The 23,286-nt window shown below is 63.0% G+C and carries 19 protein-coding genes and 1 pseudogene; 11 read left to right on the forward strand and 9 right to left on the reverse strand.

The genetic code is table 11. From position 1 onward, the window contains the following. Positions 1-44: 44 nt before the first annotated feature. Complete coding sequence (locus tag AC3WJE_RS00405; protein ID WP_493728790.1) at positions 45-749, reverse strand: TetR/AcrR family transcriptional regulator; 705 nt, start codon at positions 747-749, stop codon at positions 45-47. A 191-nt stretch (positions 750-940) separates the two neighbouring features. On the opposite strand from AC3WJE_RS00405, the gene AC3WJE_RS00410 reads away from it, so the two are divergent. From AC3WJE_RS00410 to AC3WJE_RS00435, 6 genes are all read left to right on the forward strand, one after another. Continuing rightward, complete coding sequence (locus AC3WJE_RS00410; RefSeq protein ID WP_493728791.1) at positions 941-2,014, forward strand: VOC family protein; 1,074 nt, start codon at positions 941-943, stop codon at positions 2,012-2,014. A 188-nt stretch (positions 2,015-2,202) separates the two neighbouring features. Next, on the forward strand, positions 2,203-3,156 hold the full coding sequence (locus tag AC3WJE_RS00415; RefSeq protein WP_493728792.1) for a fumarylacetoacetate hydrolase family protein: 954 nt from the start codon (positions 2,203-2,205) through the stop codon (positions 3,154-3,156). 3 nt (positions 3,157-3,159) lie between these two features. Continuing rightward, a complete protein-coding gene (locus tag AC3WJE_RS00420; RefSeq protein WP_493728793.1) occupies positions 3,160-5,103 on the forward strand; it encodes an acyl-CoA synthetase in 1,944 nt (647 codons plus the stop codon). Positions 5,104-5,156: 53 nt separating this feature from the next. Further along, positions 5,157-5,891 carry an SDR family NAD(P)-dependent oxidoreductase gene (locus tag AC3WJE_RS00425; RefSeq protein WP_493728794.1) on the forward strand — a complete coding sequence of 245 codons (735 nt, stop codon included), beginning with the start codon at positions 5,157-5,159 and terminating at the stop codon, positions 5,889-5,891. 2 nt (positions 5,892-5,893) lie between these two features. Continuing rightward, entirely contained in the window at positions 5,894-7,546 is a 1,653-nt protein-coding gene (locus AC3WJE_RS00430) for a bifunctional 3-(3-hydroxy-phenyl)propionate/3-hydroxycinnamic acid hydroxylase (protein WP_493728795.1), read from the forward strand. 100 nt (positions 7,547-7,646) lie between these two features. Continuing rightward, complete coding sequence (locus AC3WJE_RS00435) at positions 7,647-8,996, forward strand: outer membrane protein transport protein (RefSeq protein ID WP_493728796.1); 1,350 nt, start codon at positions 7,647-7,649, stop codon at positions 8,994-8,996. Positions 8,997-9,074: 78 nt separating this feature from the next. On the opposite strand, the gene AC3WJE_RS00440 is transcribed toward AC3WJE_RS00435, so the two are convergent. The 4 genes from AC3WJE_RS00440 to AC3WJE_RS00455 form a co-directional block, all read right to left on the reverse strand. Further along, positions 9,075-9,326 (reverse strand): hypothetical protein, encoded by a 252-nt coding sequence (locus AC3WJE_RS00440; RefSeq protein WP_493728797.1) that lies wholly within the window; start codon positions 9,324-9,326, stop codon positions 9,075-9,077. Beyond that, positions 9,323-10,639 (reverse strand): hypothetical protein, encoded by a 1,317-nt coding sequence (locus tag AC3WJE_RS00445; protein WP_493728798.1) that lies wholly within the window; start codon positions 10,637-10,639, stop codon positions 9,323-9,325. Before AC3WJE_RS00445 ends, AC3WJE_RS00440 begins: the two co-directional genes overlap by 4 nt. Positions 10,640-10,658: 19 nt before the next feature. Beyond that, positions 10,659-11,801 (reverse strand): hypothetical protein, encoded by a 1,143-nt coding sequence (locus AC3WJE_RS00450; protein WP_493728799.1) that lies wholly within the window; start codon positions 11,799-11,801, stop codon positions 10,659-10,661. A gap of 78 nt (positions 11,802-11,879) precedes the next feature. Beyond that, entirely contained in the window at positions 11,880-12,491 is a 612-nt protein-coding gene (locus AC3WJE_RS00455) for a hypothetical protein (RefSeq protein WP_493728800.1), read from the reverse strand. Positions 12,492-12,859: 368 nt separating this feature from the next. Between AC3WJE_RS00455 and AC3WJE_RS00460 the strand changes: the two genes are divergently transcribed. After that, positions 12,860-14,413 carry an FAD-dependent monooxygenase gene (locus AC3WJE_RS00460; protein WP_493728801.1) on the forward strand — a complete coding sequence of 518 codons (1,554 nt, stop codon included), beginning with the start codon at positions 12,860-12,862 and terminating at the stop codon, positions 14,411-14,413. Positions 14,414-14,571: 158 nt separating this feature from the next. Here the strand turns inward: AC3WJE_RS00460 and AC3WJE_RS00465 are convergent, their stop codons facing one another. Then, positions 14,572-15,459: a LysR family transcriptional regulator gene (locus AC3WJE_RS00465; protein WP_493728802.1), complete on the reverse strand. Its 888-nt coding sequence runs from the start codon at positions 15,457-15,459 to the stop codon at positions 14,572-14,574. 118 nt (positions 15,460-15,577) lie between these two features. Here AC3WJE_RS00465 and AC3WJE_RS00470 point away from each other — a divergent pair. From AC3WJE_RS00470 to AC3WJE_RS00485, 4 genes and pseudogenes are all read left to right on the forward strand, one after another. Then, positions 15,578-15,799, forward strand: a pseudogene (locus AC3WJE_RS00470) (NAD(P)-dependent alcohol dehydrogenase); the annotation flags it as partial. 25 nt (positions 15,800-15,824) lie between these two features. Beyond that, a complete protein-coding gene (locus AC3WJE_RS00475) occupies positions 15,825-16,928 on the forward strand; it encodes an alpha/beta hydrolase (RefSeq protein ID WP_493728803.1) in 1,104 nt (367 codons plus the stop codon). A gap of 11 nt (positions 16,929-16,939) precedes the next feature. Next, positions 16,940-18,139, forward strand: coding sequence for an MFS transporter (locus AC3WJE_RS00480; protein ID WP_493728804.1), 1,200 nt, complete (start codon positions 16,940-16,942; stop codon positions 18,137-18,139). A 28-nt stretch (positions 18,140-18,167) separates the two neighbouring features. Next, positions 18,168-18,689 (forward strand): cyclophilin-like fold protein, encoded by a 522-nt coding sequence (locus AC3WJE_RS00485; protein ID WP_493728805.1) that lies wholly within the window; start codon positions 18,168-18,170, stop codon positions 18,687-18,689. 251 nt (positions 18,690-18,940) lie between these two features. On the opposite strand, the gene fabF is transcribed toward AC3WJE_RS00485, so the two are convergent. The 3 genes from fabF to AC3WJE_RS00500 all read right to left on the reverse strand — a co-directional run bounded on the left by fabF (position 18,941) and on the right by AC3WJE_RS00500 (position 23,249). Further along, on the reverse strand, positions 18,941-20,218 hold the full coding sequence (fabF, locus tag AC3WJE_RS00490; protein ID WP_493728806.1) for a beta-ketoacyl-ACP synthase II: 1,278 nt from the start codon (positions 20,216-20,218) through the stop codon (positions 18,941-18,943). A 23-nt stretch (positions 20,219-20,241) separates the two neighbouring features. Further along, positions 20,242-21,822, reverse strand: a complete 1,581-nt coding sequence (locus AC3WJE_RS00495) for a GH39 family glycosyl hydrolase (RefSeq protein WP_493728807.1) — start codon at positions 21,820-21,822, stop codon at positions 20,242-20,244. Between the two features lie 95 nt (positions 21,823-21,917). Continuing rightward, the gene (locus tag AC3WJE_RS00500; RefSeq protein WP_493728808.1) at positions 21,918-23,249 is read right to left on the reverse strand and encodes an outer membrane protein transport protein; all 1,332 of its coding nucleotides are present in this window, start codon (positions 23,247-23,249) and stop codon (positions 21,918-21,920) included. Positions 23,250-23,286 lie beyond the last annotated feature (37 nt).

Raw genomic sequence — 23,286 nt, forward strand, 5'->3', positions numbered from 1 at the left:
TCTTTGACGGCGCGCATGCAGGTCAGGCATGCGGGCACAAATCGTCACATCTCGGCGACAGGCAGCGGGCGTTGGGCAATCTGCCTTGCTTCTTCGATCGGGAGCCCGAGGTTGAAGAGTGCTATTGCTGCGATGCGCTCCGGCACATTTTCCATGTTCAGCCCGGGCTGCGTCGCTTGAGTCGAGCGTATCGCGTCCCCCTCGACTTCCGTGGCTACGGCGCCTAGCACGCCGGCACCGACGACCACGAAACTCATGAGGGGATCGAAGAGCTTGAAGCGCCCTTCGTTCACACCTCTTCGGATATCGCGCAACAACCGAACCCCGAGTCCTCGCGATAGTACCCGTGGTGACAAGCCCTCGCGCAGCAGGAATTTTCCCCATAGCGGCTCGTGTCGTGCGCGCAGCACGGCATGCCGGATGCTGACGGCTACGACTTCGGCGGGGTCATCGACACCTTGGAGCAGTCGATCGAGGCTGTCGGCAAATTCCTCGAACACCCGTTCGTTCACTGCCGCATAGATCGCCTCCTTCGATTCGAAGTGGTTGTAGAAGGAGCCGAATCCGACGTCGGCTGCTTCAGTGATCTGGTTGATGGCCACCGCATCCATGCCGCGCTCGGCCATGAGCTTGAAAGCCGCCTCAACCAGTTTCTCAAGCGTGGCGCGTTTGCGCCGGGCGCCGCGGGGTTCGCGCGGGGTTTCCTGGGAGGGGCGAGGCGGCGCAGGGCGCAATGAGTCGGGGGGCATAGGGGCAGGGATGAACCGGGGGGTTTTTCAGTGGAGCGGGTAGGGCACGCGCCTAGCCATTGTAACCCTCAATAAACATCCTCCCTCCACAATTGACATTATTATCAGTTCTGATGCATCATTACACAATGGCGAATATTGTTGCGACGCAACATCACCCGCCGCCAATCGGCCGCATGCCCGTTACACCCATGATTGAACTGTCCACCGCTCACCCCTCCCGGCACCCGTCGCCGACTGCCAAGGTCACCTCGCTGGCCTACTTGGTGTTCGAACGACCGGATCTGGCGCGCACCGAGGCGTTCCTGACCGACTTCGGCCTGCAGCTCGCCAAGCGCTCGGACCAGGTGCTGTACCTGCGAGGTACTTCCAGCGCGCCTTACTGCTACCGCGTACACAGGGCCGCCAGGGCGCGTTTTGCCGGCATGGGTTTCACCGTGGCCGAGCGCTCGGACCTGGAGGCGTTGGCGCGATTGCCCGGTGCCAGTGCGATCGAGCCGGCGCTTCATCCTGGATGGGGCGAGTGTGTCGTGCTCACCGATCCTTCCGGCTTCAAGGTCGAGGTGGTCCATGACAGGGCGATGGTCGCGCCACTGCCACGCCGAGCAGCGCTCCCGCTCAATTCGCCCGATGAGTTGCTGCGCGTCAACCGCACCCAGCGCCCGCCGGCCGGTCCGCCGGAAGTGGTACGCCTAGGTCATGTCGTGCTGGAGGTTGCCGATTACCAGGCCACCAGCGCCTGGTACACCCAGCATCTGGGCCTGATCCCCAGCGACGTCCAGGTGCTGCCGGACGGTTCGCCGGCGGTGTGCTTCTTCCGCCTCGATCTCGGCGACATTCCCGCCGACCACCACACCCTGGCGATGGCCCAAGGCTTCATGCCGCTGTACAGCCACAGCGCCTACGAACTGGTCGACGCCGATGCGCTCGGCATGGGCCAGCGCCTGTTACGCGAGAAGGGCTGGAAGCACGCCTGGGGCATCGGTCGCCACATCCTCGGCAGCCAGATCTTCGACTACTGGCAGGACCCCTGGGGCGCCAAGCACGAGCACTACTGCGACGGAGACCTGTTCACTGCCAATCACCCGACGGGTTACCACGAGGTCAGCCGCGCGGCGATGTCCCAATGGGGGCAGCCGATGCCCGACAGCTTCACGAAACCCAGTTTCACACCACGCGCGCTCTACCACCTGGTCCGCAACCTGATTCGCAGCCCGGACCTGAGCGTACGCAAGCTAGTCACGCTCGCCCGACTGTTTGCTTGAACTGTGCAGCCGTGCGTATGGCCCAGCCCAATCTGTCCCGCCGGCGTTTGCTCATGGCTGGCGTGGTCGGCGCGGTAATCGCTCCCGGCGGCTTTGCCCTGAGAGGTTGCCGTCGCGAACCCGGCAATCGCAAAGCCCTGCCCGTGACCGAGATGCCTTCTTCTCACTCTGATCCGCGAGTCTCTCCCATGTCCATCAACATCGTCCGTTACGAACACGACCAGCGTATCGGCTGGGGCGTCATCCGCGACACCACGATTACCCCGGTGCCGGGTGAGTTCGCCACCACCGGTGACTTTATCGGCGGCACCACACTGGCCGAGTTGGCCGGACTGCAGGGAGAGGCCCTGCATCTGTCGCAGGTGCAACTGCTCTCGCCGGTGACGCGCAACCAGCAGTTTGTCTGCCAGGGCGCCAACTACCGCCAACACATGATCGAGTCGGGAATAAATCCGGACCAGAAGAAATACAACATGGTCTTCACCAAGGCACGCAGCTGCATCTCGCCGGCCAACACCGACGTAATCAAGCCGCGTGAGGTCCAGTTCCTCGACTATGAGATCGAGCTGGGCTTGGTGATGCGCAAGGCCATCCGCGGCGCTGTGCAGGTAACCGATGCCAACTTGCATGAGTACGTGGCCGGGGCAGTGATCGTCAACGATTACTCCGCCCGCGACGTACAGATTCCGCAAACCCAGTTCTACAAAGGCAAGTCGTTCCGCACCTTCGGCCCGGTCGGACCGTGGCTGACCCTGCTGGATGCCTCCAGCATCGCGGTGCTGAAGCGGCTCCAGCTCACTCTCAGGGTCAACGGCGAACTCCGCCAGGACGACAACACCAGCAACCTGGTGTACGGGCCGGCCGAGACCTTGACCGAACTGTCCAGCGTGCAGGACTTCGAGCCTGGCGACCTGCTTGCCACCGGCACTCCAGCCGGCTGCGCGCTATCAGTGCCATCGCCGGCCAAGCAGCGGTTCGGTGCGTTGCTGCCGGAGAAGAAGAAATGGGAAATCTTCTTCAACGTCCAGGCCAAGCGCACCCAGTACCTCAAGCCCGGCGACGTGGTCGAGGCGCGTATACGCAGCACCGACGGCAGCGTCGACCTGGGCGTGCAACGCAACCGCATCGTGGCCGAGGTCTGAGCCATGCTGGGTATCGCGTCGCTGCATGACGTCCAGGCGGATGAGCGGTACGGGCTGCCGTCAGACCTGCCAGCCAGCACCTACGAAGCGATCCGGCGCGGCGCGGCGCTGAATCCGGAGGGGCCGGCGTTGAGCTTCTTCCTGACCGCCGCCGAGCATGGCAGGCCGCAGACCTGGAGTTACAAGCAACTGCTTGCGCAGATCCACCGAACCGCGAACTTCCTGCGCGGCATCGGCGTGGACAAGGACACGGTGGTTGCCTATGTGCTGCCCAACTTGCCCGAGACTCATTTCGTCATCTGGGGAGGTCAGGCCAGTGGCATCGTCGCGGCGCTGAACCCGCTGCTGGAAGGGGCGGCGCTGGCGGAATTGCTGCGCGCCGCTGGTGCCAGCGTGCTGGTGACCTTGGCACCATTTCCCGGCACCGATCTGTGGCGCAAGCTGCAGCCACACCTGGACTCGATTCCTTCGCTGCAGCACTTGGTGCTGGTGAGCCTGCCCGACCGCGTGCGCGGGCCCAAAAGGTTCGCGGCGTGCTTCATACAGTGGCGCGAAATCGTGCGCCTGCATGGCCTTGCGGGCCTGCGTGGCGCGGTGCCGGCATCGATCGCGGTCCACGACCTCAACCGCGCCATCGCCCGCAAGCAGCCCGATCGGCTGGACAGTGGCCGCGTGTTTTCCGCCGAGGACATCTCCTCGTACTTCTGCACGGGCGGCACCACCGGCGTGCCGAAGCTCGCCATGCGCTGCCATGGCAACGAGGTCGCCAACGCGTGGAGCGCGGCGCAGTTCTTCGGTGACGAGATTGGCCAGAACACCGTCGTGTTCTGTGGTCTTCCGCTGTTCCACGTCAACGGTGTGCTGGTCACCGGGCTGTTGCCATTCAGCAAGGGTGCGCATGTGATTCTGGGTACGCCGCAGGGCTACCGGGGCGAAGGAGTGGTCAAGCGATTCTGGGAGATCGTAGAGCACCACCGGATCAACTTCTTCAGTGGTGTGCCGACGCTGTACGCCTCATTACTGCAAGTGCCCGTCGGCTCGCATGACCTCAGTTCATTGCGGTACGGATTATGTGGCGCGGCACCGTTGTCGGTGGAGGTGTTCCGCAATTTCCAGCAGCAGACCGGGCTGAAGATCCTCGAAGGCTATGGGCTGACCGAAGCCACCTGCATCAGCAGCATCAACCCGCCGCAGGGCGAACGACGGATCGGCTCGATCGGTCTGCGTATCCCATGCCAGGCGATGAAGACGGTGGTGCTTGGCGAGGACGGCCGCTACCTGCGCGATTGCGGAACCGATGAGGTTGGCACGCTGGCGGTGTCCGGTCCCAACGTGTTCGTCGGCTATCGCATCTGCGAGCAGAACGAAGGGCTATGGATCGATTGTGGCGACGATCGCCGCTGGCTCAACACCGGTGACTTGGCGCGCAAGGATGCCGATGGCTACTTCTGGCTCACCGGGCGCAAGAAGGAGTTGATCATCCGCGGCGGCCACAACATCGATCCGTTGGCGATCGAGGAACCGCTGCATCGCCATCCGGCCGTGGCGATCGCTGCGGCGGTCGGTCGTCCCGACGTGCATGCCGGTGAACTGCCGGTGGCCTATGCGCAGCTCAAGCCCGGTGCGACCGTCACCGAGGACGAGCTGCTCGAATTCCTGAAGCAGCAGGTCAGCGAGCGCGCTGCGATGCCGAAGCATGTGCACATCATCGAGGCGATGCCGTTGACTGCGGTCGGCAAGATCTTCAAGCCGGAACTGCGCTACCGCGAGATCCACGACGCACTGGAAACGGCCCTGCGCGAGGCCAGCATCGGCTTTCGCGAAGTGAGCGTCAGCGATGACAAGGCCAGAGGGCTGGTCGTATCGGTGCAACTCGATACCAGCGCTTCGCCAGTAGCCGCCGGTCAGGTGCTGGGTCGCTACCCGTTCTTCTACACCTTGAACTGACGACGGGTTGCCGTGACTGCCGCGCACCTCATGCCGATGGAGATAGAGATTTCATGAATGTTTCCGCCCGCACCGCCGTGGTCAGCGGTGGTTCTTCCGGCATCGGAAAGGCGATCGTCGCCCGACTGCATGCCGATGGATGGATCGTATACACCTGCGGTCGCGACCGCGCCAAGTTGGCCGCGATCGAAGCGGAAATGCCTGGTGTAAGAACCCATGTTTGCGATGTCGCCAGCCGCGCAGCGGTACTCGCGTTCGCCCAAACAGTATTTGCCGAAGTCCCGACCTTGCAGCTATTGGTCAGCAATGCAGGTGGCTTGCGTGAGATCGATTTCACTCGCGAGGACCTGGCTTCGGTGGACGTAACCGCAGAGCTGCGCAGCAATACCGAAGGGGCGATCAACCTGATTGCCGAGTTCTTGCCAGGACTGCGTCGCAACGGTGGTGGCGCAATCCTCGTGGTGAGTTCTGGATACGCGCTGGCTCCGGCCACCCGCGCCCCGGTCTATTCGGCATCCAAGGCAGCGCTGCACAGTTTGTGCAAGTCGTTGCGCCTCCAGTTCGCGCCACTGCGCATCACCATCACCGAGTTGCTGCCACCGGTGGTGGACACGCCCTCCGTCGCGCATCGCAAGGTGGCCAAGCTTGCTCCCGGGCCGGTTGCTGACGCGGCTGTGCGCGGCGTGCTTGCCGGTGTCGAGGAAGTACGTCCAGGCAAAGTGCGCTTTCTTCCTCTGTTTCTGCAGCTGATGCCGCGCACTGCAGAGCGCGTCGTCGCCAGGACCTGACCATGCACGAGACGATTCCGAAGATCGATGACGCCTCGTGTATTCCGCGGGAGGTCGATGCACTCGTGGTCGGCTATGGTCCGGTCGGGGCTGCCATCGCCGTACTGCTGGGGCGTTACGGCGTGCGTACGCTGGTGATCGACAAGGCACCGGACATCCTGATGGCGCCGCGCGCCATCGCTCTGGACAACGAGGCGCTGCGTATCCTGCAGATGGTCGGACTGAGCGATGACGCCTTCGACAAGGTCGCCATCCCATTCGTGCGCATGCATTGTCCGCTGCTGGGCCAGTTCGCCTGCATCAACACCAGCGGCAGCATCGACGGGCAGCCCAAGCTGGTCACCTTCTACCAGCCGAACCTGGAGCAGGCGCTTCGCGACCAGGTCGGGGCGCAGGCCAGCGTCACCGCACTCAGCAGCACCGAGATGCTGGATTTCGTGGACGGAGCCGATGCAGTGACCGCCACCCTCAGGCTCGCCGACGGCAGCCAGATAGCGGTGCGCGCTCGCTACCTGATCGGGGCTGATGGCGCCAGTTCGCACATTCGTAACGTCATCGGTCAGGGGTTCGGCGGCCATACCTATACCGAGGACTGGTTGATCGTGGATGCGCAGAATGTGCCGGGCGCGTTCGACCACGTGGAGTTCATCTGCGACTCCCGTCGACCCACGCCACACATGATCGCGCCAGGCGGCCGCATCCGCTGGGAGTTCATGCTGCGACCAGGCGAAACCCGCGAGCAGATGGAGAAGGATGAAACCATCGCCGGCCTGCTCGCGCCCTGGTCACAAGGGCAGCATGACCTGAAGATCGAGCGCAAGGCGGTGTACCGCTTCCATGCCCGTTCCTGCGAACGCTTCAGTCGGGGGCGGGTGTTCCTGGTCGGCGACGCTGCCCACATCACACCGCCATTCGTCGGTCAGGGGCTGGTCGCGGGCCTGCGCGATGCCGCCAATCTGGCCTGGAAACTGGCGTGGGTGGTCCAGGGCAAAGCCGCACCGGCAATCCTGGACAGCTACGACCAGGAGCGCCGTCCGCACGCGGAGAAGATGATCAAGCTGGCCAAGGTCATGGGCCAGATCGTCATGCCGCGCAATCGCGTCAGGGCGACGGCGGTACACGGGTTGATTTGGCTGGTCACCCACACCCCCTGGCTGCGCGACTTCTTCCAGGAACTGGGCATAAAGCCCAAGAACCGATTCGATGCAGGGCTGTTCGTCAAAGGCCGCACCGCGCCACGGTTGCGGCGTGGCGGCCTATTGGCGCAGGGACTGGTACGCACCGCCGACGGCGAGGTGATCCTCAGCGACCAGGCCCTGGGCAATGGGCTTGTGCTGGTGGGGTTCGGGTTGCCGGTGGAGGAACGGCTCGGCGCCGGACTGGCCGAGCGCTGGCGGCAGCACGGCGGCAGCTTCGTGCAGTTCTGTCAGCGCGGCGAGGCGGTGCATCGCAGTCGTGATGCCTTCGAAGACCTGGACAACCGGCTCGTCCCCGATGCGGCGCCTTATGGGTGGTGTGCGGTGGTGCGCCCGGATCGCACCGTGCTGCATGACGGTCCCATCGAGCAGGCCGAGCGTATCGCACGTGAATCGCTCGCGGTGCTTGAGCGCGCACCACAGCATCAGTCCGCACGTTTCAACACCGTACCGCAATAAGGAGTCAGGCCGACGCTGACTGGCCCAGGGGGGGCTTATGCCAGGAGGCGCGGGTGGCAATCAATAACAAAACCAAATCAAACCTGTGGAGGGAAGGATCATGTCGTTCAACCGATACGCAGTCTTAGTATTCGCCGCCGGCAGTGTGCTGGCTCCGAGTAATGCACGCAGCGCCGCTTTCCAGCTCAAGGAAAACAGTGCCAAAGCCCAAGGACGGTCTTTTGCGGGCAGCGCAAGTGCGCCGGACGATGTCGCCATCGTCGCCAACAACCCAGCCGGCATGCGCCTGCTTGACGGGCGCCAGTTCCAGATAGGTGCCGCCGGGGTCGGTTTTTCGGCCGATTACCGCGGCGACGGCGGTCGCTATGCCGGGTTGGGTGGTGCCGGCACCGGCCTGCCCATCTCCGGCGGCAATGGCGGTGACGCCGGCCGGATCGGGGTGATCCCTTCTTCTTACCTGCACCTGCCGTTCGGCGAGAACGACAATCTGCACTTCGGCGCTTCGCTGACGGTTCCCTTCGGTCTGGAGACTCGCTACGACAGCGATTGGGTGGGGCGCTACAACAGCACCCGGACCAAGTTGCAGGCGATCGATGCTGGACTGGCGTTCTCTTACGACGTCAATCCTTATGTTTCCTTCGGCATCAACGTCTTTGCCGAACGCCTGGATGTGAAGGTCGCAAGCGCAATGGACTTGGGAACCGTCCTGTCCGGTGCCGGCGTGCCCGGCTTCGCCCCTGGCAGCGCCGATGCCTACATGAACATCAAGGGTGGCGATACCGATGTCGGCTTCATATTGGGTGGCCTGTTCAGCATCGATGAGAACACCCATATCGGCCTGACCTATCGCTCCGAAATGCAGCACAAGATCACCAACGGCACAGGCCGCTTCGACGCCGATACGCCAGCCGGCGACGTGGCGCTGGCCCTGCTGCAATCACAGGGTTTGTTCGTTGATTCCAAGGGCCGAGCGTCGCTCAAGCTGCCTGCCATCGCGACTGCCAGTTTCACCCACCGCATCAACGACAGGTGGATGGTCATGGCGGACCTGTCGCGCACCGCTTGGTCGACGTTCGATCAGGTCGTGATCCAGATGGATTCCGGACAGTCGCTGCCGTTGGATTTCAGTTACCGGGACACGACCTTCGGTTCCATCGGCGTGGATTATCGGGTGAGTGACACGCTGACCCTGCGGAGTGGTCTGGCCTACGACCAGACGCCGACCACCACGGCCCATCGCAACACGCGCGTGCCGGACTCCACCCGCAAGCTGGTGTCGTTGGGACTGACCTGGGCACCTTCGGTGCAGGTCGAGTACAACCTCGGCTACACGCATGCTTTCACCAGCGATCCAAAGATCAACCTGGTAACGGACTACGGCAGTACCCTGGCCGGCTCCTACGATCTGGGGGCTGACGTTCTGGCCGGTTCGGTTACCTACAAGTTCTGAGCCCTGCGAAACTTCAGCAGGCGTGCGGACATGCATGTCAACTAGTAGCGCCGTGCGGCCGGGATCTGGACGATACCCTCAGCCAGTTTCCCGCCGCACGCGCGCCCGATACGCGCGCACATTGTTGCCGCGGATGCTCGTCTCCTGCGTGCCCATCACCGTATCGATTTTTCTGTCCGAGCCGGTCACCGGCTTGGCCTCGATGGTCGTTTCCCGCTCGAAGGCGTGCGACTTGTCGGTGTTGCGGTAGTACCGGTACAGAGCCCAATACAGCGCAGTCGCGCCGGCCGGGCCGGCCAGCAGCAACCAGAGTCCATTGTCATCGCTCACGAGCTGGCTCCCAGGAACATGAGGGCGAGGGCCTCGATGATGGTGCCGGTGGTGAGCGCGGCCAGCAGCAGTTTCCATTGCTGCACCGGCACGCTGCCCATGGTCTCGCCGGTGCGGCCGTTCACTGCGATGTAGTGCAGCATGCCGCCGTTGTGGCCGGGCTGGTGGTACGAGTACAGCCACACCGGCAGGTACATCGACACCCAGCGCGTGCCGTGGACATCGAGTCGCTCCTGTTCCCAGCGCACGCCGCGGTCGTAGCGGCGCACGGATCCCTCGACCTGGGCGCGGGCGATCGACAGCAGCTGATCCTCCAGCCGTGGCCGCAGCTGCGCTACGTCGACATTGCGCTTCTCCGAGGTGAAGCCCACCAGGTACGAGGCATTCCACTTCAGTGCGTTCTTGGTGTCGAACGGCAGGATCGTATTGATGATGTTGTTGGTGTTGGCCCGCGTGTCCAGGTTGCCACGCTCGGTGGACGATTCCAGCGGCAGATCGTCCACGGTGAAGTCCACGTGCCGATCCACCTGGTACACGTCGGCGTCGTAGTAGGTCTGTTTGTTCTTCTCGGTGCCGCGCGTGTACCGCCGCGTCTCGATCTCGCCCTTGCCGGCCACGCTGGCACTCACGTTGCTGTCGACGATCATGTAGGGCAGGTAGACGCCGACGACATTCTCGGGCGTGAACTGTTCCTTGAACGCCTTCAGTGCGAACAGGCGCCGCTTGTCCACGAACTGGCGGATGCGCGCGACCGCGTCATCCTTGCCGATATGGAACGGCAGCACCGCATCAGGCACCGCGCCGTTGGCGACCTGTTCGTTGACACCGAACACGTGGCGGCACCAGTGGCAGCGCGCCGTCATCGTACTCGCGGTGTTGATCGTGACCTCGGCACCGCAACCCGTGCACTTGAAGCTCATCAGGCTGGCGGTATCGGCCTCGATGTCGCGCGCGCCGGAGGCGATGATGGTGCCCTGGAGCTGGTCCAGGTCATCACCGAACCCGAATTCTTCCTCGACCCGGGCCCCATGCCATTCGTTGCGGCAGTACAGGCAGACCAGCACGTCGGTGCCGGGCTTGAGCCGGATGTCGGTGGCACCGCATTTCGGGCAGCGGTTGAGGCCATCCTTGAGCTCGGTGGCGGAGGTATCGAGCGCGACCGGGTCGGGAGCTTGCAGCTCGTCGCGGATCGGTTGGGGCAGGGTGGCCGGATCGACCGGAAAGCTGCCCGGGAGTGGCGGCACATCCTGCGGTGATCCCGGGCCGGTCAGGGGCGCCGCCGGCAGTGGCGGCGGGGTTCTGGGGTCGGACATGATCGGAGCGCCCTGCGTGTTACAGGCCCAGTGCCTTGGCCTTGAGCTTGTCGTAGTCGTCCTGGGTGATCAGGCCGAGATCGAGCATTTCCTTGGCTTTTTTCAGCCTCGCGACCGGGTCATCGGCAGCCGGCGCGACCGGTTGCTGCAGGCCGCCAACGCCACCGAACATGCCCGATGCCATGCCCACGCCCACCAGGCCGGCGGCACCGCCATTCTCGCCCGCCGATTGGATGCCCTGGGCGACGCTCGCCTGCAGATTGGAGTTGCCGCGTGCGCCGGCCAGCGCATCGGCGCGCTGCACGGTCTTGAGCAATTCCCGGGTGTTCGCGTCGTACTCGATCGACACGATCGCGGTCTTGACGATGGCCAGGCCGCGATCGGATTTCCACTGGTACGCCTGCTCGACCGCAGTGGACAGGCTTTGGGCGAAGCCGAGCGAATCCTGCTGCAGTTTGGTGATGCGGTTTCCCTTGCCCGGGTCGTTGGTGTACAGGCTGAAAGCCGGTGCCAGCGAACCCACCACCTCGTTGAACAGCTGGCTGGCAGCGGCGTTGTCGAGATCGGTGAAGTCGAAGACCTGGCCAGGTTGCAGGTAACGGGCAGGCACGAAGTTCTTCACGAACAGGATCGGGTCGATGATCTTCAGCGTGTACGAGCCACGCGTCACCGCACCGACTTGGGTACCGAGGAAGCCGTCGTCCCAGTAGATCTCGGATTGCGTGCCAAACCGGTTGTCAGGCAATTCCTTGAGCGACACGAAGAACGCGGCCTGCTGCGAGCCCGGCTGGCCACCGAACTTGAAGCGCTCCCAGCTCTGCCGGATAAGCGGCGTGACCAATCCATCGCCGGCAAAGATCGACTGCGAGTTCGGATCGTCCGATCGCCATTCGTAACCGCCCGGCTCGGCGGCGAATCCGGTGATCGCGCCGTCCTGGACCAGCAGCAACCCGTAGCCTTCGGGAACAACGATCTTCGACCCGTTGGTGATGATGTTCGAGGATGCACTGGTGTTCGAGCCACGCCCGGCGTTGGTTCCACGCGGGACCGCGGCGAACAGCGCCGCCGTCGACGGCAGCCCGGCCGGCACGGTGTAGAAATCCTTCCATTGATCGGCGAGAACACCACCGACTGCACCTGCCACCGCCTGTACAAGACCCATGACAACTCCCTGTGATTCGTGGACGGGTCCAGTACCCATCGTGATCGCCGAACTATATCAGGCACTCATGAGGAAGGCTTAGCCCACGACCGAGGGATCAGTGGCTTCGATCACCAACGGTGCATCGATCGAAGCATCCGGAACGCGCCACACGCGCACTTTGGAGCCGATGCGGGGAACCTGCGTCTGCAGAAGGTACTCACGCGAGTTCTTGAGATGCCACTCACCGCAAACCGGCCGATCGTCGGGCATTTGCACGATCAGCGTGAAGGACATGACCGAGCCTTCTTCGGAAAGTGCCCAATACCGCTCGTTCACCCGGCCGGTCGTCGCGACGGCTGTGGGCCCGATGTTGCGCCAAACCGCCTGCAGATGACGTTCGAGGTTCGCCATCCGGATTGAACCGATCAAGATTGCCCAGAGCGAGATCGCAAGGCTGCCGATCATGACGGTAAAAAGAACGTTGAACCACCAGCCAGGCGTCTCCTCCGTCCAGAGCATGAAGATGGCCCAAGCGGCGCAGGCGGATGCGAGCGTGCTCATGAGCGCAAATGACATGCGTCCTGCGAAGCCCATGCGGCTCGGAAGCCGTAGCACCTCGGGCGCTTGTGCTGGCGAGGATGCTTCAAGCCGCGGCACGAGATGGACGACGTGACCATGGGCGTAATGATGCGTGTGCGGCTTTGGCATGGCCGCATGGTAATGGGCCTCGTCAGGTGCGGCCAATACGCTTTGGTTACAGCCGAGCAGGCCGAGGTCCGACTCCCACCTGGCTAGGGAAGGGCGATAAGAGAGGCTTATCAGGAGGCGACGAGCCCGGAGTCAGGGAGTCGGATAGTGCGCTCAGCGCTGGGCGTGCTAACGTGATCCTGTCGGAAAAGGCTGACTTGGTCTGGTAAGCCCAAGTCCTTTCGGTAACGAAAGTTCTGGTCTTTGGCTTCGTGCTTGAGATCCCCACGACGAATATCGGACGCTGCCCGCGTCCCATCATTCGTCCGTGAGGTTCTCCAACCCGAGGAACGCTCCGGTCGAACAATGAATCGACACTGGAGTTGTTCATGCATAGCCGCCATCCGAAACCCTATGACGTTGTTATCGCCGGCGCCGGTCCCGTCGGGCTGTTTCTCGCCTGTGAGCTCAGGCTCTTCGATTTATCGGTCGTGGTGCTGGAGCGGGCCGAGGATCCGCATTCGCCCTTGAAACGCCTCCCTTTCGGCATGCGAGGTCTTTCGGCGCCCACTCTGGAAGCTTTCTATCGTCGCGGTCTGCTGGACGCCGTTACCGAGGCGCAGCGAGCGCATGACGTCTCCGGCGCCACTCGAGCGGCTGTGCACTGGATGCAGTCGCCCCGGCGTCCGGCGGGCCATTTCGCCGGCATCCCGTTCTTCCATGACCATGTCGATGCCTCCCGATGGCCATATCACCTGCCGAGCCCGGCGGGCACCAGCTTGATGGTGGACATGGAAACTCTCGAAACCGTGCTCGCCACTCGGGCAAGCGCCATGGGTGTCGAGATTCGGCGCGGCGTCGCCGTCGAAGCATTCGAGCAGACGGACGAAGAAGTAATTCTCCGCACCGAGGGCGTGATCTTCCGCGGCCGCTGGCTTGTCGGGTGCGATGGTGGCCGCAGCACAGTGCGCAAGGCGGGGGGCTTCGACTTCGTCGGCACTGAGCCGGAATTCACCGGCTATTCCGTCGAAGTCGAGATGGAGGATCCGGACATGCTTCGGCCTGGTCGCACCTACACGCCGACAGGCATGTATACCTATGCCAGGCCCGGAACGGTCGCGATGGTCGATTTCGATGGCGGTGTTTTCCATCGCATCCAGCCGATGACGCTCGACCATGTGCAGACGGTGTTGCGCCGTGTCTCCGGAACGGACGTGACATTGACCGCCTTGCGGCTCGCCACCACTTGGACGGACCGTGCTTGCCAGGCAACCGCCTATCGCAGAGGAAGAGTCCTGCTTGCCGGCGACGCCGCACATATCCATTCCCCGTTGGGCGGCCAGGGCCTCAATCTTGGGCTCGGTGACGCGATGAATCTTGGATGGAAGCTTGCCGCCACGAGCCGTGGGAATGCGCCGGCAGGCCTGCTCGATAGTTATCTGGACGAACGGCATCAGGTGGGAACGCAGGTTCTGGACTGGTCACGCGCCCAGGTCGCGCTCATGCGACCCAGCCCCAGCTCGCGTGCACTCGAAGCCATCATCCGCGACCTCGTCGACACGCGCGACGGCGCGACCTATTTTGCCGAGCGCGTGTGGGGCGTTTCTCTTCGCTACGATCTCGGCGACCACCATCCGCTGGTGGGGCGCAGTGTTCCCGACTTTGAACTGGCCAATGGCACGAAAGTCGGCGCGTTGCTCCGCCATGGGAGTGGCTTGTGGCTGGATTTCGACGTGCGTGCCCCATGCCGAGAACTGGCAAGCCGCTGGCACGGTCGAGTCATGTACGTCGCAAGCGATGCTGATGATTGCCTGGGCCTGAGCGCGGTGCTCGTACGTCCCGATGGCGTTGTCGCCTGGGTAGGGGAGGGGGATTTCGACCCTGAGAAAGCGGCACAGGCGGCAGTGCGGTGGTTCGGCGGATCTGGGGCCGCAGGTTACTGACGACGTCGTTTATCCAGTGGCTGGCCATGTGCGGGCCTGCATTGCCAGCCAGCTGTATCCCACGGCATGTGCGAATAGCTCTGAGCAGACATGTGCTTGTCGGTGCGGACAGTTGCGTTCGTGCAAGTTGCCTGGCTGCGGTATTCGCTGACAGTTGCTCACATTCGCAAAGCATCTACAACAAGTGAGAATGCCGGCGAGTGCTGACGGCGGCTTGGGTAGTAAAGGTGGTAGCCCGAGAATGGTGGGCACCAGTCCTGCAGCACGCGGATCAGGTGTCCTTCCTCGATGTGGGGCGCGAACTCCTCTTCGGGAAGGAATGCGATACCCATCCCGTCGAGTGCCGCGAGCACGATATGTGGTGAAGTAGTGAAGATTGCCTGGCCTTCGACACGCACGTTGACCTGTCGATCGCGTCGCTCGAACTCCCAGACGTATAAGCCCCCCAGCGATGGGAACCGGATGTTGATGCAGTTGTGCCGCGTCAGGTCTTCGGGGACCTTTGGAATGGGGTGCTTCTCAAAGTAGCCAGGCGAAGCCACTGCCGCCATTCGCAGCTTTGGACTGATCGGCAGGGCGATCATGTCCTTGTCGATGTTTTCCCCAAGGCGAACGCCTGCATCGAATCGATCGGCCACGATGTCCCGCAGTCCATAGCTGACATCGAATTCGATGTGGATGTCCGGGTAGCGATGCATCACCGGCAGCAGCTTCGGCAACAGAATGGTTCGCAGGACATGGTCGCCGCTGGTGATGCGAACCGAGCCGGCGGGCTTGTCCCGCAGTTCGGTGAGCGCATCCAGTTCGGCCTCGATCTCGTCGAAGCGGTTCCCGATCGCCTGAAGCAACCGCTCACCCGCCGGCGTGGGCGATACGCTGCGCGTGGTGCGGGTCAGCAGGCGGATCTCCAGCCGTTCCTCCAGAGTCTTGATCGCCTGGCTGAGCGCCGATTGGGAGACCCCGAGAACGGCGCCGGCGCGGGTGAAGCTCCCTTCCCGGGCTACCGTGACGAAGGCCAGTAGATCATTGAGGTTGCGTCGTGCCATGGGGCAAGTCTGGCATGCTCAATTGATTAGTAAAGCTAATAGGGCATAAAAGTATTCATCGTCTAATCAAGCAGATCAAGCGTGAGCAGAATGGTCCGCATCCTTCCATGGGCCCTTCGTTAACACGGTAGCCGCGCCGCACGATCTGGACGCGCTCCTCGTTCCGCCCAAGCGCGACGGCGCGACCGTGTTGGTCGGCGCACCTGCTGCTCCGCATCCGTCTCCCGGTGTGTTCAACCTCATCACCAGGCGCCGCTGAGACAACGCCACCTACGAACGCATGCTCAAGGGCGACGTCCAACATCGCTTCGTCATCGACAACGCCACCATCGCCGCTTGAATGCGGCGCACTCCGAGGAATCACCATGAACAAGCACGATGCAATCGCTCATCAGAATGTGTCTGACACCGGGCGCCGAACCCTGCTGAAAGGAGCCTGCCTGGCTGCCGTGGTCGGCGCGTCGCCAGTCTTCGCGCAATCCAATCCATCCGCAACCGGCGCAGGCGCCGTGCAACTGACGCAAGAGTGGGACAAGGTTTTCTCCAAGAGCAACAGGGTCGATCACCGGAAGGTGACATTCAAGAACCGCTACGGCATCACCCTGGCGGCCGATCTGTACCAACCGAAGAATGCCAGTGGAAAGCTGGCGGCAATCGCCATTGGCGGCCCCTTTGGTGCGGTAAAGGAGCAGTCGTCTGGCCTGTATGCGCAAACGATGGCCGAACGCGGTTTTGTCACCTTGGCTTTCGATCCGTCCTATACCGGCGAAAGCGGTGGAGAGCCGCGCAATGTCGCCTCACCGGACATCAATACCGAAGATTTCAGCGCTGCCGTCGATTTCCTCGGGCTGCTACCCAATGTCGATCGTGAGCGTATCGGCATCATCGGTATCTGCGGCTGGGGCGGCATGGCGTTGAATGCCGCCGCCGTGGACAAGCGCGTCAAGGCCGTCGTGGCCAGCACCATGTACGACATGACGCGCGTCATGTCCAAGGGCTACAACGACAGCGTGACCTTCGCACAGCGCACGCAGACGCTGGAGCAACTGAGCCGGCAACGCTGGCAGGATGCGGAACAGGGCACCCCGGCCTATCAACCGCCCTATAACGACCTGAAGGGTGGCGAAGCGCAGTTCCTGGTGGACTACCACGACTATTACAGGACGTCGCGTGGGTACCATCCCCGGGCGGTCAACTCCGGGAACTCATGGACGATCACCACGCCGCTGTCGTTCATGAACATGCCGCTGCTGACCTACATCGCGGAGATCTCGCCGCGCCCGGTGTTGTTCGTCCATGGCGAAAAGGCCCATTCGCGCTACTTCAGTGAAACCGCCTATGCGGCCGCAGCGCAGCCGAAGGAACTGTTGATCATCCCGGGCGCCAACCACACCGATCTTTATGACCAAGTGGACGTAATCCCGTTCGACAAGCTGACGGCCTTCTTCACCCAGCACTTGGTCGCGTAATGACGGCGTCGATGAACATTCCTGCGAGCATCGGGGAACACGAAGCCCAGTTGCGCTCCGCTCACTGGGGCGGCGTTTTCGCGATGACGCTGTGCGTGTTCGCGCTGATCGCGTCTGAGTTCATGCCCGTGAGCCTGCTGACACCGATTGCCGCCGATCTGCGTGTCAGCGAAGGCTGGGTGGGATACGGCATCGCCATCTCCGGCGCATTTGCGGTGATCACCAGCCTGTCGATCTCCGCGCTGGCCGGCAGCATGAACCGCAAGACGCTATTGCTGGCGTTGACTGGCCTGATGGCGTTGTCCGGCGCGGTAGTGGCGATGGCACCGAACTACTTCGTCTATATGCTCGGGCGCGCTTTGATTGGCGTGGTGATCGGCGGTTTCTGGTCGATGTCGGCGGCCACCGCGATACGCCTGGTGCCGGCCGCGCAAGTGCCGCGCGCCCTGGCCATCTTCAACGGTGGCAACGCGCTGGCGACCGTGATCGCCGCGCCTTTGGGCAGCTACTTGGGATCGATCATCGGCTGGCGTGGTGCCTTCTACTGCTTGGTGCCAGTGGCGGTGATCGCTCTGGCTTGGCAGTGGATCAGCCTGCCGTCCATGAATGCGGAACGCTCGTCCGCTTCGGGCAACGTCTTCCGGTTGTTCCGGCGCCGGACGGTCGCGCTGGGCATGGCCGCCTGCGGTGCGTTCTTCATGGGGCAGTTCGCGTTGTTCACCTATGTGCGCCCGTTCCTGGAAACGGTGACGCACGTGGGCGTGTCCACGCTCTCGTTCGTCCTGCTGGGCATCGGCGTGGCGGGCTTCATCGGCACCGTCGTCATCGGCACTTTCCTCAAGCGTGGCCTGTACCGCACCCTGATCGTCATTCCCGTCCTGATGGCAGCGATCGCGCTGGCGCTGATCCCCATCGGCACCAGGGCTTGGCCGGTGGCAACCCTGCTGGCGGCATGGGGATTATTGGGCACCGCGGCCCCGGCGGGCTGGTGGAGCTGGATCGCCGAGACCATACCCAAGGATGCCGAAGCCGGCGGTGGGCTGATGGTGGCGGTGATCCAGTTGGCCATCGCCTTGGGCTCCACCGTGGGCGGCCTGCTGTTCGATGGCAGTGGTTATCAGAGTGCTTTCATCGTCAGCGCAGCCGCGCTGCTGTTCGGCGCCTTCATGACCGTTATGACATCACGTTCGCAAGCGCCGCACGCTGCCTGAGTAGCGCGCCTGCCCGGGAAGACGTGCCATGACTCGAACCAATTCCTGCTCGATCTCGTACCTGCCGCCGAAGCGCTGGCACCTGCGCGGTTTGGGCTTGTTGTTCGGCCTGTTGATACTGGGCGGATGCGAGGCCAGCCAATCCGAAAAGCCCACAGTCGTTGCTCAGGATGCAGCAGGAACATCCGCCAAACCGGAGGAAACCAGTATGTGGATGACCGTCGGCGAACACTGCTTCCCCATTACCTTGGCCGACAACGCTGCCGCGCGCGCGTTCGCGGCCCAGTTCCCGTTGACGCTGGACATGGCCGAACTCAACGGTAACGAAAAGCATGCTGATCTGCCGCAGGCGCTGCCCACTGAGGCAAGCCGGCTGGGGATGATCCATGCCGGCGATGTGATGCTTTACGGTTCCAACACCGTGGTCATTTTCTACGAGACCTTCCGTTCGTCCTATTCCTACACCCGGCTGGGGCGCGTGGATGATCCCGATGCCTTGGGTCGGGTACTCGGGCGGTGGGGGAGCCGAGTGGTCTTTTCGGTGAAGTAGGCCGGGTGCACCTGTCGAGAGTCGCCCTATAGGCAAATGCTGAGCTCTTGCTCGCTTTTGACGCTGCTCATCCTCATCGCCAACCTCGGGCTGATGCATCTTTCGTTCGCTTCACCGAAAGTAGCCGACACCATGCCCATCGATCGAAACGGATCTCTTCTGCAATTCTTGAAAGACACGCGCGGCCGCATTCGACAATGTGCGGCCGCGCATCTGCTCGCGTGCCCGTTCCCAACGCTGTGATGTCTTGCTCACCACCGGCGGAAAATCACGCTGGCATTGACTCCCCCGAAGCCGAAGCCGTTCGATAGCGCGTACTCAAACTGGGCCTGCTGAGCTTGCCCCGTCACGATGTTCAGCCCTTGCGCCAGCGGGTCAGGGTTTTCCAGGTTCAGTGTGGCTGGCGCGATCTGGTCGCGCAGGGCAAGGACGGTGAAGATGGCTTCGATGCCGCCGGCCGCGCCGAGCAGGTGTCCTGTACTCGATTTGGTGGCGGACACGAGAAGATCGGGTCTATGGCCGAAGAGCGATGAGATGGCTGCCAGCTCCGCGCGGTCTCCCACCTGCGTTGAGGTCGCATGTGCGTTGATGTGATGGATTCGGTCCGCGGTGATCCCGGCCTGTGCGATTGCCAGCGCCATCGCCCGTCGAGCCCCATTTCCGTCGTCCGGGCCGGCCGTAAGATGGTAGGCATCGGCTGCGGTGCCGTAGCCCACCAGTTCTGCAAGTGGTGTGGCGCCTCGCTCCAACGCATGGCCCAGTCGCTCGATGACCAGCAGGCCAGCCCCTTCGGACATCACGAACCCATCGCGACGCTGATCGAAAGGCCGGGATGCCGCCTGGGGCGAGTCATTGAACGACGTACTCAATGCCTTGGCAGCGGCGAAGCCGCCCAGGCTGACTCGATGTATGGCCGCTTCCGCGCCACCGCACAGCGCGATATCGGCCTCGCCTGAGCGGATCAGGCGCGCTGCATCGCCGATCGCCTGGACGCCTGCGGCACACGCCGTGACCGGCGCTGCCAGAGGCCCCTTGAAACCGTAGCGGATCGACGCGTGGCCAGATGCCATGTTTGCCAGGAACGTCGGCGCCGAAAACGGTGACAACCTGCCGGGTCCTTTGCTGTCAGTGGTGTGGACGGCGTTGACGATGGAGCCAAAGCCACCTATTCCGGTCGCGATCACCGTGGCCGTACGCTCTTGCTGGCGTGCCTCGGTGGGATGCCAGCGTGCCTGCTCCAGGGCCTCGTGCGCAGCCACCAGGGCGAACTCCACGAAGCGATCCATCTTCTTAAGGTCTTTGGGCGGGATCACGCCGCTCACGTCAAAGCCGGCATCGGCATCATCAGCGATGCTGGGGACGCGACCACCTACGCCACACCCGGTTCCCGCCGATAGTTCCTCGGGCAGTTGGCCGACGCCGGACTCACCTGCCAGAAGCCGCGCCCAGACCTTGTCGACGCCGCACCCGAGCGGACTCACCGCGCCCATGCCGGTGACGACGATGCGGTTTTCATCGATGGCGTTCATGCGTGGGGCCGGCTGTACTGTTTTCATTGCGAAACATCCGTCAGGCGTTCTGCGGTGACCAGGACCACATCGTTGCTGCGCATCGGCAGGTCCAGCGACAACTGGCCGTCGCGCTTGACACGCACGCTGCGATCGATCTCCGGCGTATCGGTGGTCAGCGCTTGCAGGCGGTCCAGCTGCTTTGCGTCCAGCGACGACGGCGAGCCCATTTCCAGATAGGCGGTGTAGGCGTCATTGGCCTTGAAGCCGGTTCGCCGCACCTTCAATCGATAACTGCCAGGCGCCAGGTGCGCCAATCGCAGTTGCACCGGACGCGCGTCGGTCGATGGCAGCGGCTTGGTGTAGAAGGGTCGGTTGCTGACCGGCTGCTCGGGTTGCTGCCAATCCCATACCAGCGCGGCGACCGCCTTACCATCGGTGGCCGCCCAGGTCGATGCATCGTCGCTGGGCAGCTCGCGCCCCTGCAGCGCATGCAGGTACTTGTAGGCGAAATAGACCGGCTTGCGAATGCCCTCGCGCGTCAGCAGCCCGAAGCCGCCATGGAACGGCGTCGGCGGCGGTCCCGGCTCCTCGAACAGGTCGGTATAGACCCAATAGCTCATGCCTTGAGCCAGGCCTTTGCTTTGCTTGAGCTTGGTCAGCACATAAGGCCCGCTGATGTACGAATCGTGCACCGGATCGCGCGGGGTGTAGCTGGTGCTCCATTCGGTGAAGTACAGCGGCAAATCCGGAAAGGCCGAGGCCGCAATCTGCTGCCGTGTGCGGCGTACGTCGGCGATGATCGCATCGGGCGAGCTGGACAGCTTGGTGTCCTGCTGGCCTGCTTCGTCGAGGAAGCCGCCGTCGACGCCGTAGCTGTGCGTTGCCACGAAGTCGACAGGCGCCTGATTCGCCTTCGCATAGGCCAGGAACTCCGGGATCCAGGCCGCGCCGGCGGTGGCGGGTCCGCCAACACGCAGCTGCGGGTCGATGGCCTTGATCGCCTTCGCCGTATCCAGATACAACGCGAAGTAGGCCTGCTGATCGGCACCCTCCCAGAAGTCTTTGAGGTTGGGTTCGTTCCAGACCTCAAAGTACCAGTGCCTGACCTCATCGGCACCGTAGCGCTCGCGGACATGGTGCACATAGGCTTCGACGAGCGCGCGCCACGCCTTGGGCTCGGGATGGGAGGTGTTGCCCTTCCAGTAGAAGATGGATTGCGGCGAGGTCGCCATCGCCTGCGGCGTGAAGCCAAGTTCGACGAAAGGCCTGATGCCCTTGGCGAGCAGGGCATCATAGAGCTTGTCGATGCCGCTGAAGTCGTAGCGGGTATGGCCGTTCTCGACTTTCACCGTGCCAAGCACATCATGGAAGATGGCGTGAAACCGCACATAGCGGAAACCCAGTTCGTCAACGACCGTCTTCAACTGTGCCTGGCTGTCGTCGCGGATCAGGGTTCCGGGGTAGTCGGCGCCGACCGACAAGTCGAAGAAGCGATCGACCGGGTCGATCGCTTTGGCGACATCGAGTTCGACAACCCGCGGTGATACATCGCCTGCGGTGGCGATCAAGGGTGTGATCAACACCACGGCTACGCCGAGCTTGAGCAGTGAGCGATAGATCATGATTCCAGCCTGCGATTGATTCGGTTGAATGGATACCGGCGTTGGCGACATGGATGTCGTGCCACCAACTCCGATGAGCAGGGTACTTCTCCGCCTCAGAAACGGTACACCGCCGCCAGGGCAAGAATGTCGGTTCCGTACTTGTATGTACCGCTCAACGTGCTCCCGGTGGCCGATCTCAAGGATATTTCGGGGTCATCAAGGAAAAGGTGCGTGTAGCCGAGGCTGTACTCCCACATCGGCGTGGGTTGCCAAGTCGCACCCACGGACAGCCACTTGCGTTGCACATCGGGGACCCGGACATCACGCACTGCGTTGGTTACCGGAGATTCGTCATAGGCGATGCCCGCGCGCAACGTCCATTGATAGTTGAGCCTGTATTCGGTGCCGATCGACAAGAACGTGCTGTCGCGGTAGCCGAACTCCAGAACCTGATCGGGCTGGTTCGACTCGAAGTCGAGCCGGACGTCCTGGAATTTCCCCCATGCCGTCCGGGTCACGTCGGCCATGATGGTCCATCGGTCGGTCACATCGTGCGTAATGCTCGCTGTCAGGGTGGCCGGCAGCTTCAGCTCGGTGGCCGCGCGCGTGTTGGTGAACCATCCCGGCCTGGCGACGGCCAGGACTGCGGCGGCGTTGGATGGCACATCGAACTTCATGTCCACATCGTTGATCTTGTGCTTGACCTCGGAACGGTAGGCAATGCCGATGTGGGTATGGTCGGTGGGGCTGAACAGCCCGCCGATGGTGAAGCCCCACTCGTTGTTGCTCCCGTCCAGCTTCGTGTAGCCGTCGGCAGAGGTCGGTGCGAAGCCCGGAACGCCGGAGCCGGCCAGCATCGCGCCAAAATCGATCGCATTCTCGATCTTCGCCTCGGCGCGCTCGATGAAAACCGAGCCGCCAAACGATACGTACGGGTTGATGTCGTACGAGAAGGACGCGCCGAAATCGATAGCCTGAAGTTCGGTGTGTACGCCGTGGTAACGGCCGATCCAATTGCGGTTGTATTCGGTCGAAAAACCGAAGGGCGCCGTGATCGACAGACCCAGGTGCATGCGTTCGCCGATGGGCGTGTAGAAGTATGTGGCCGGGACCGCGCCCAGCTTGCCCGCGTCGCCGCCATTGCCGCCGGACAGCGGGCGTCCCAGTGCATCGTTGCCGGTGCCATTGAACTTGATCGAATAGTCGACCGCGGTGAGGTCGACCTGCAGAAGCCGGCCATCCAGAAGCCGCATCGCCGCCGGGTTGTCGGCGATCACCGAGGCATCGCCTGGCGCACTGATGGAGCCGGCAAATGCACGCCCCTGTGCCTTGGCGCTCTTTTCCTTCAGTTGGAACGCTGCGGCGTGGCTCTCCTTGGGTGCCGTCAGGCCGACCACTGCAAGCGCAAGAACGACGGAATAGGACAATCTATTGTGAATAAACATCGTTACTCCCTGTATTGTTACTGTTGTTGTAAAGCTC

It is taken from the genome of Pseudomonas sp. GW821-FHT07E12, assembly GCF_058986605.1.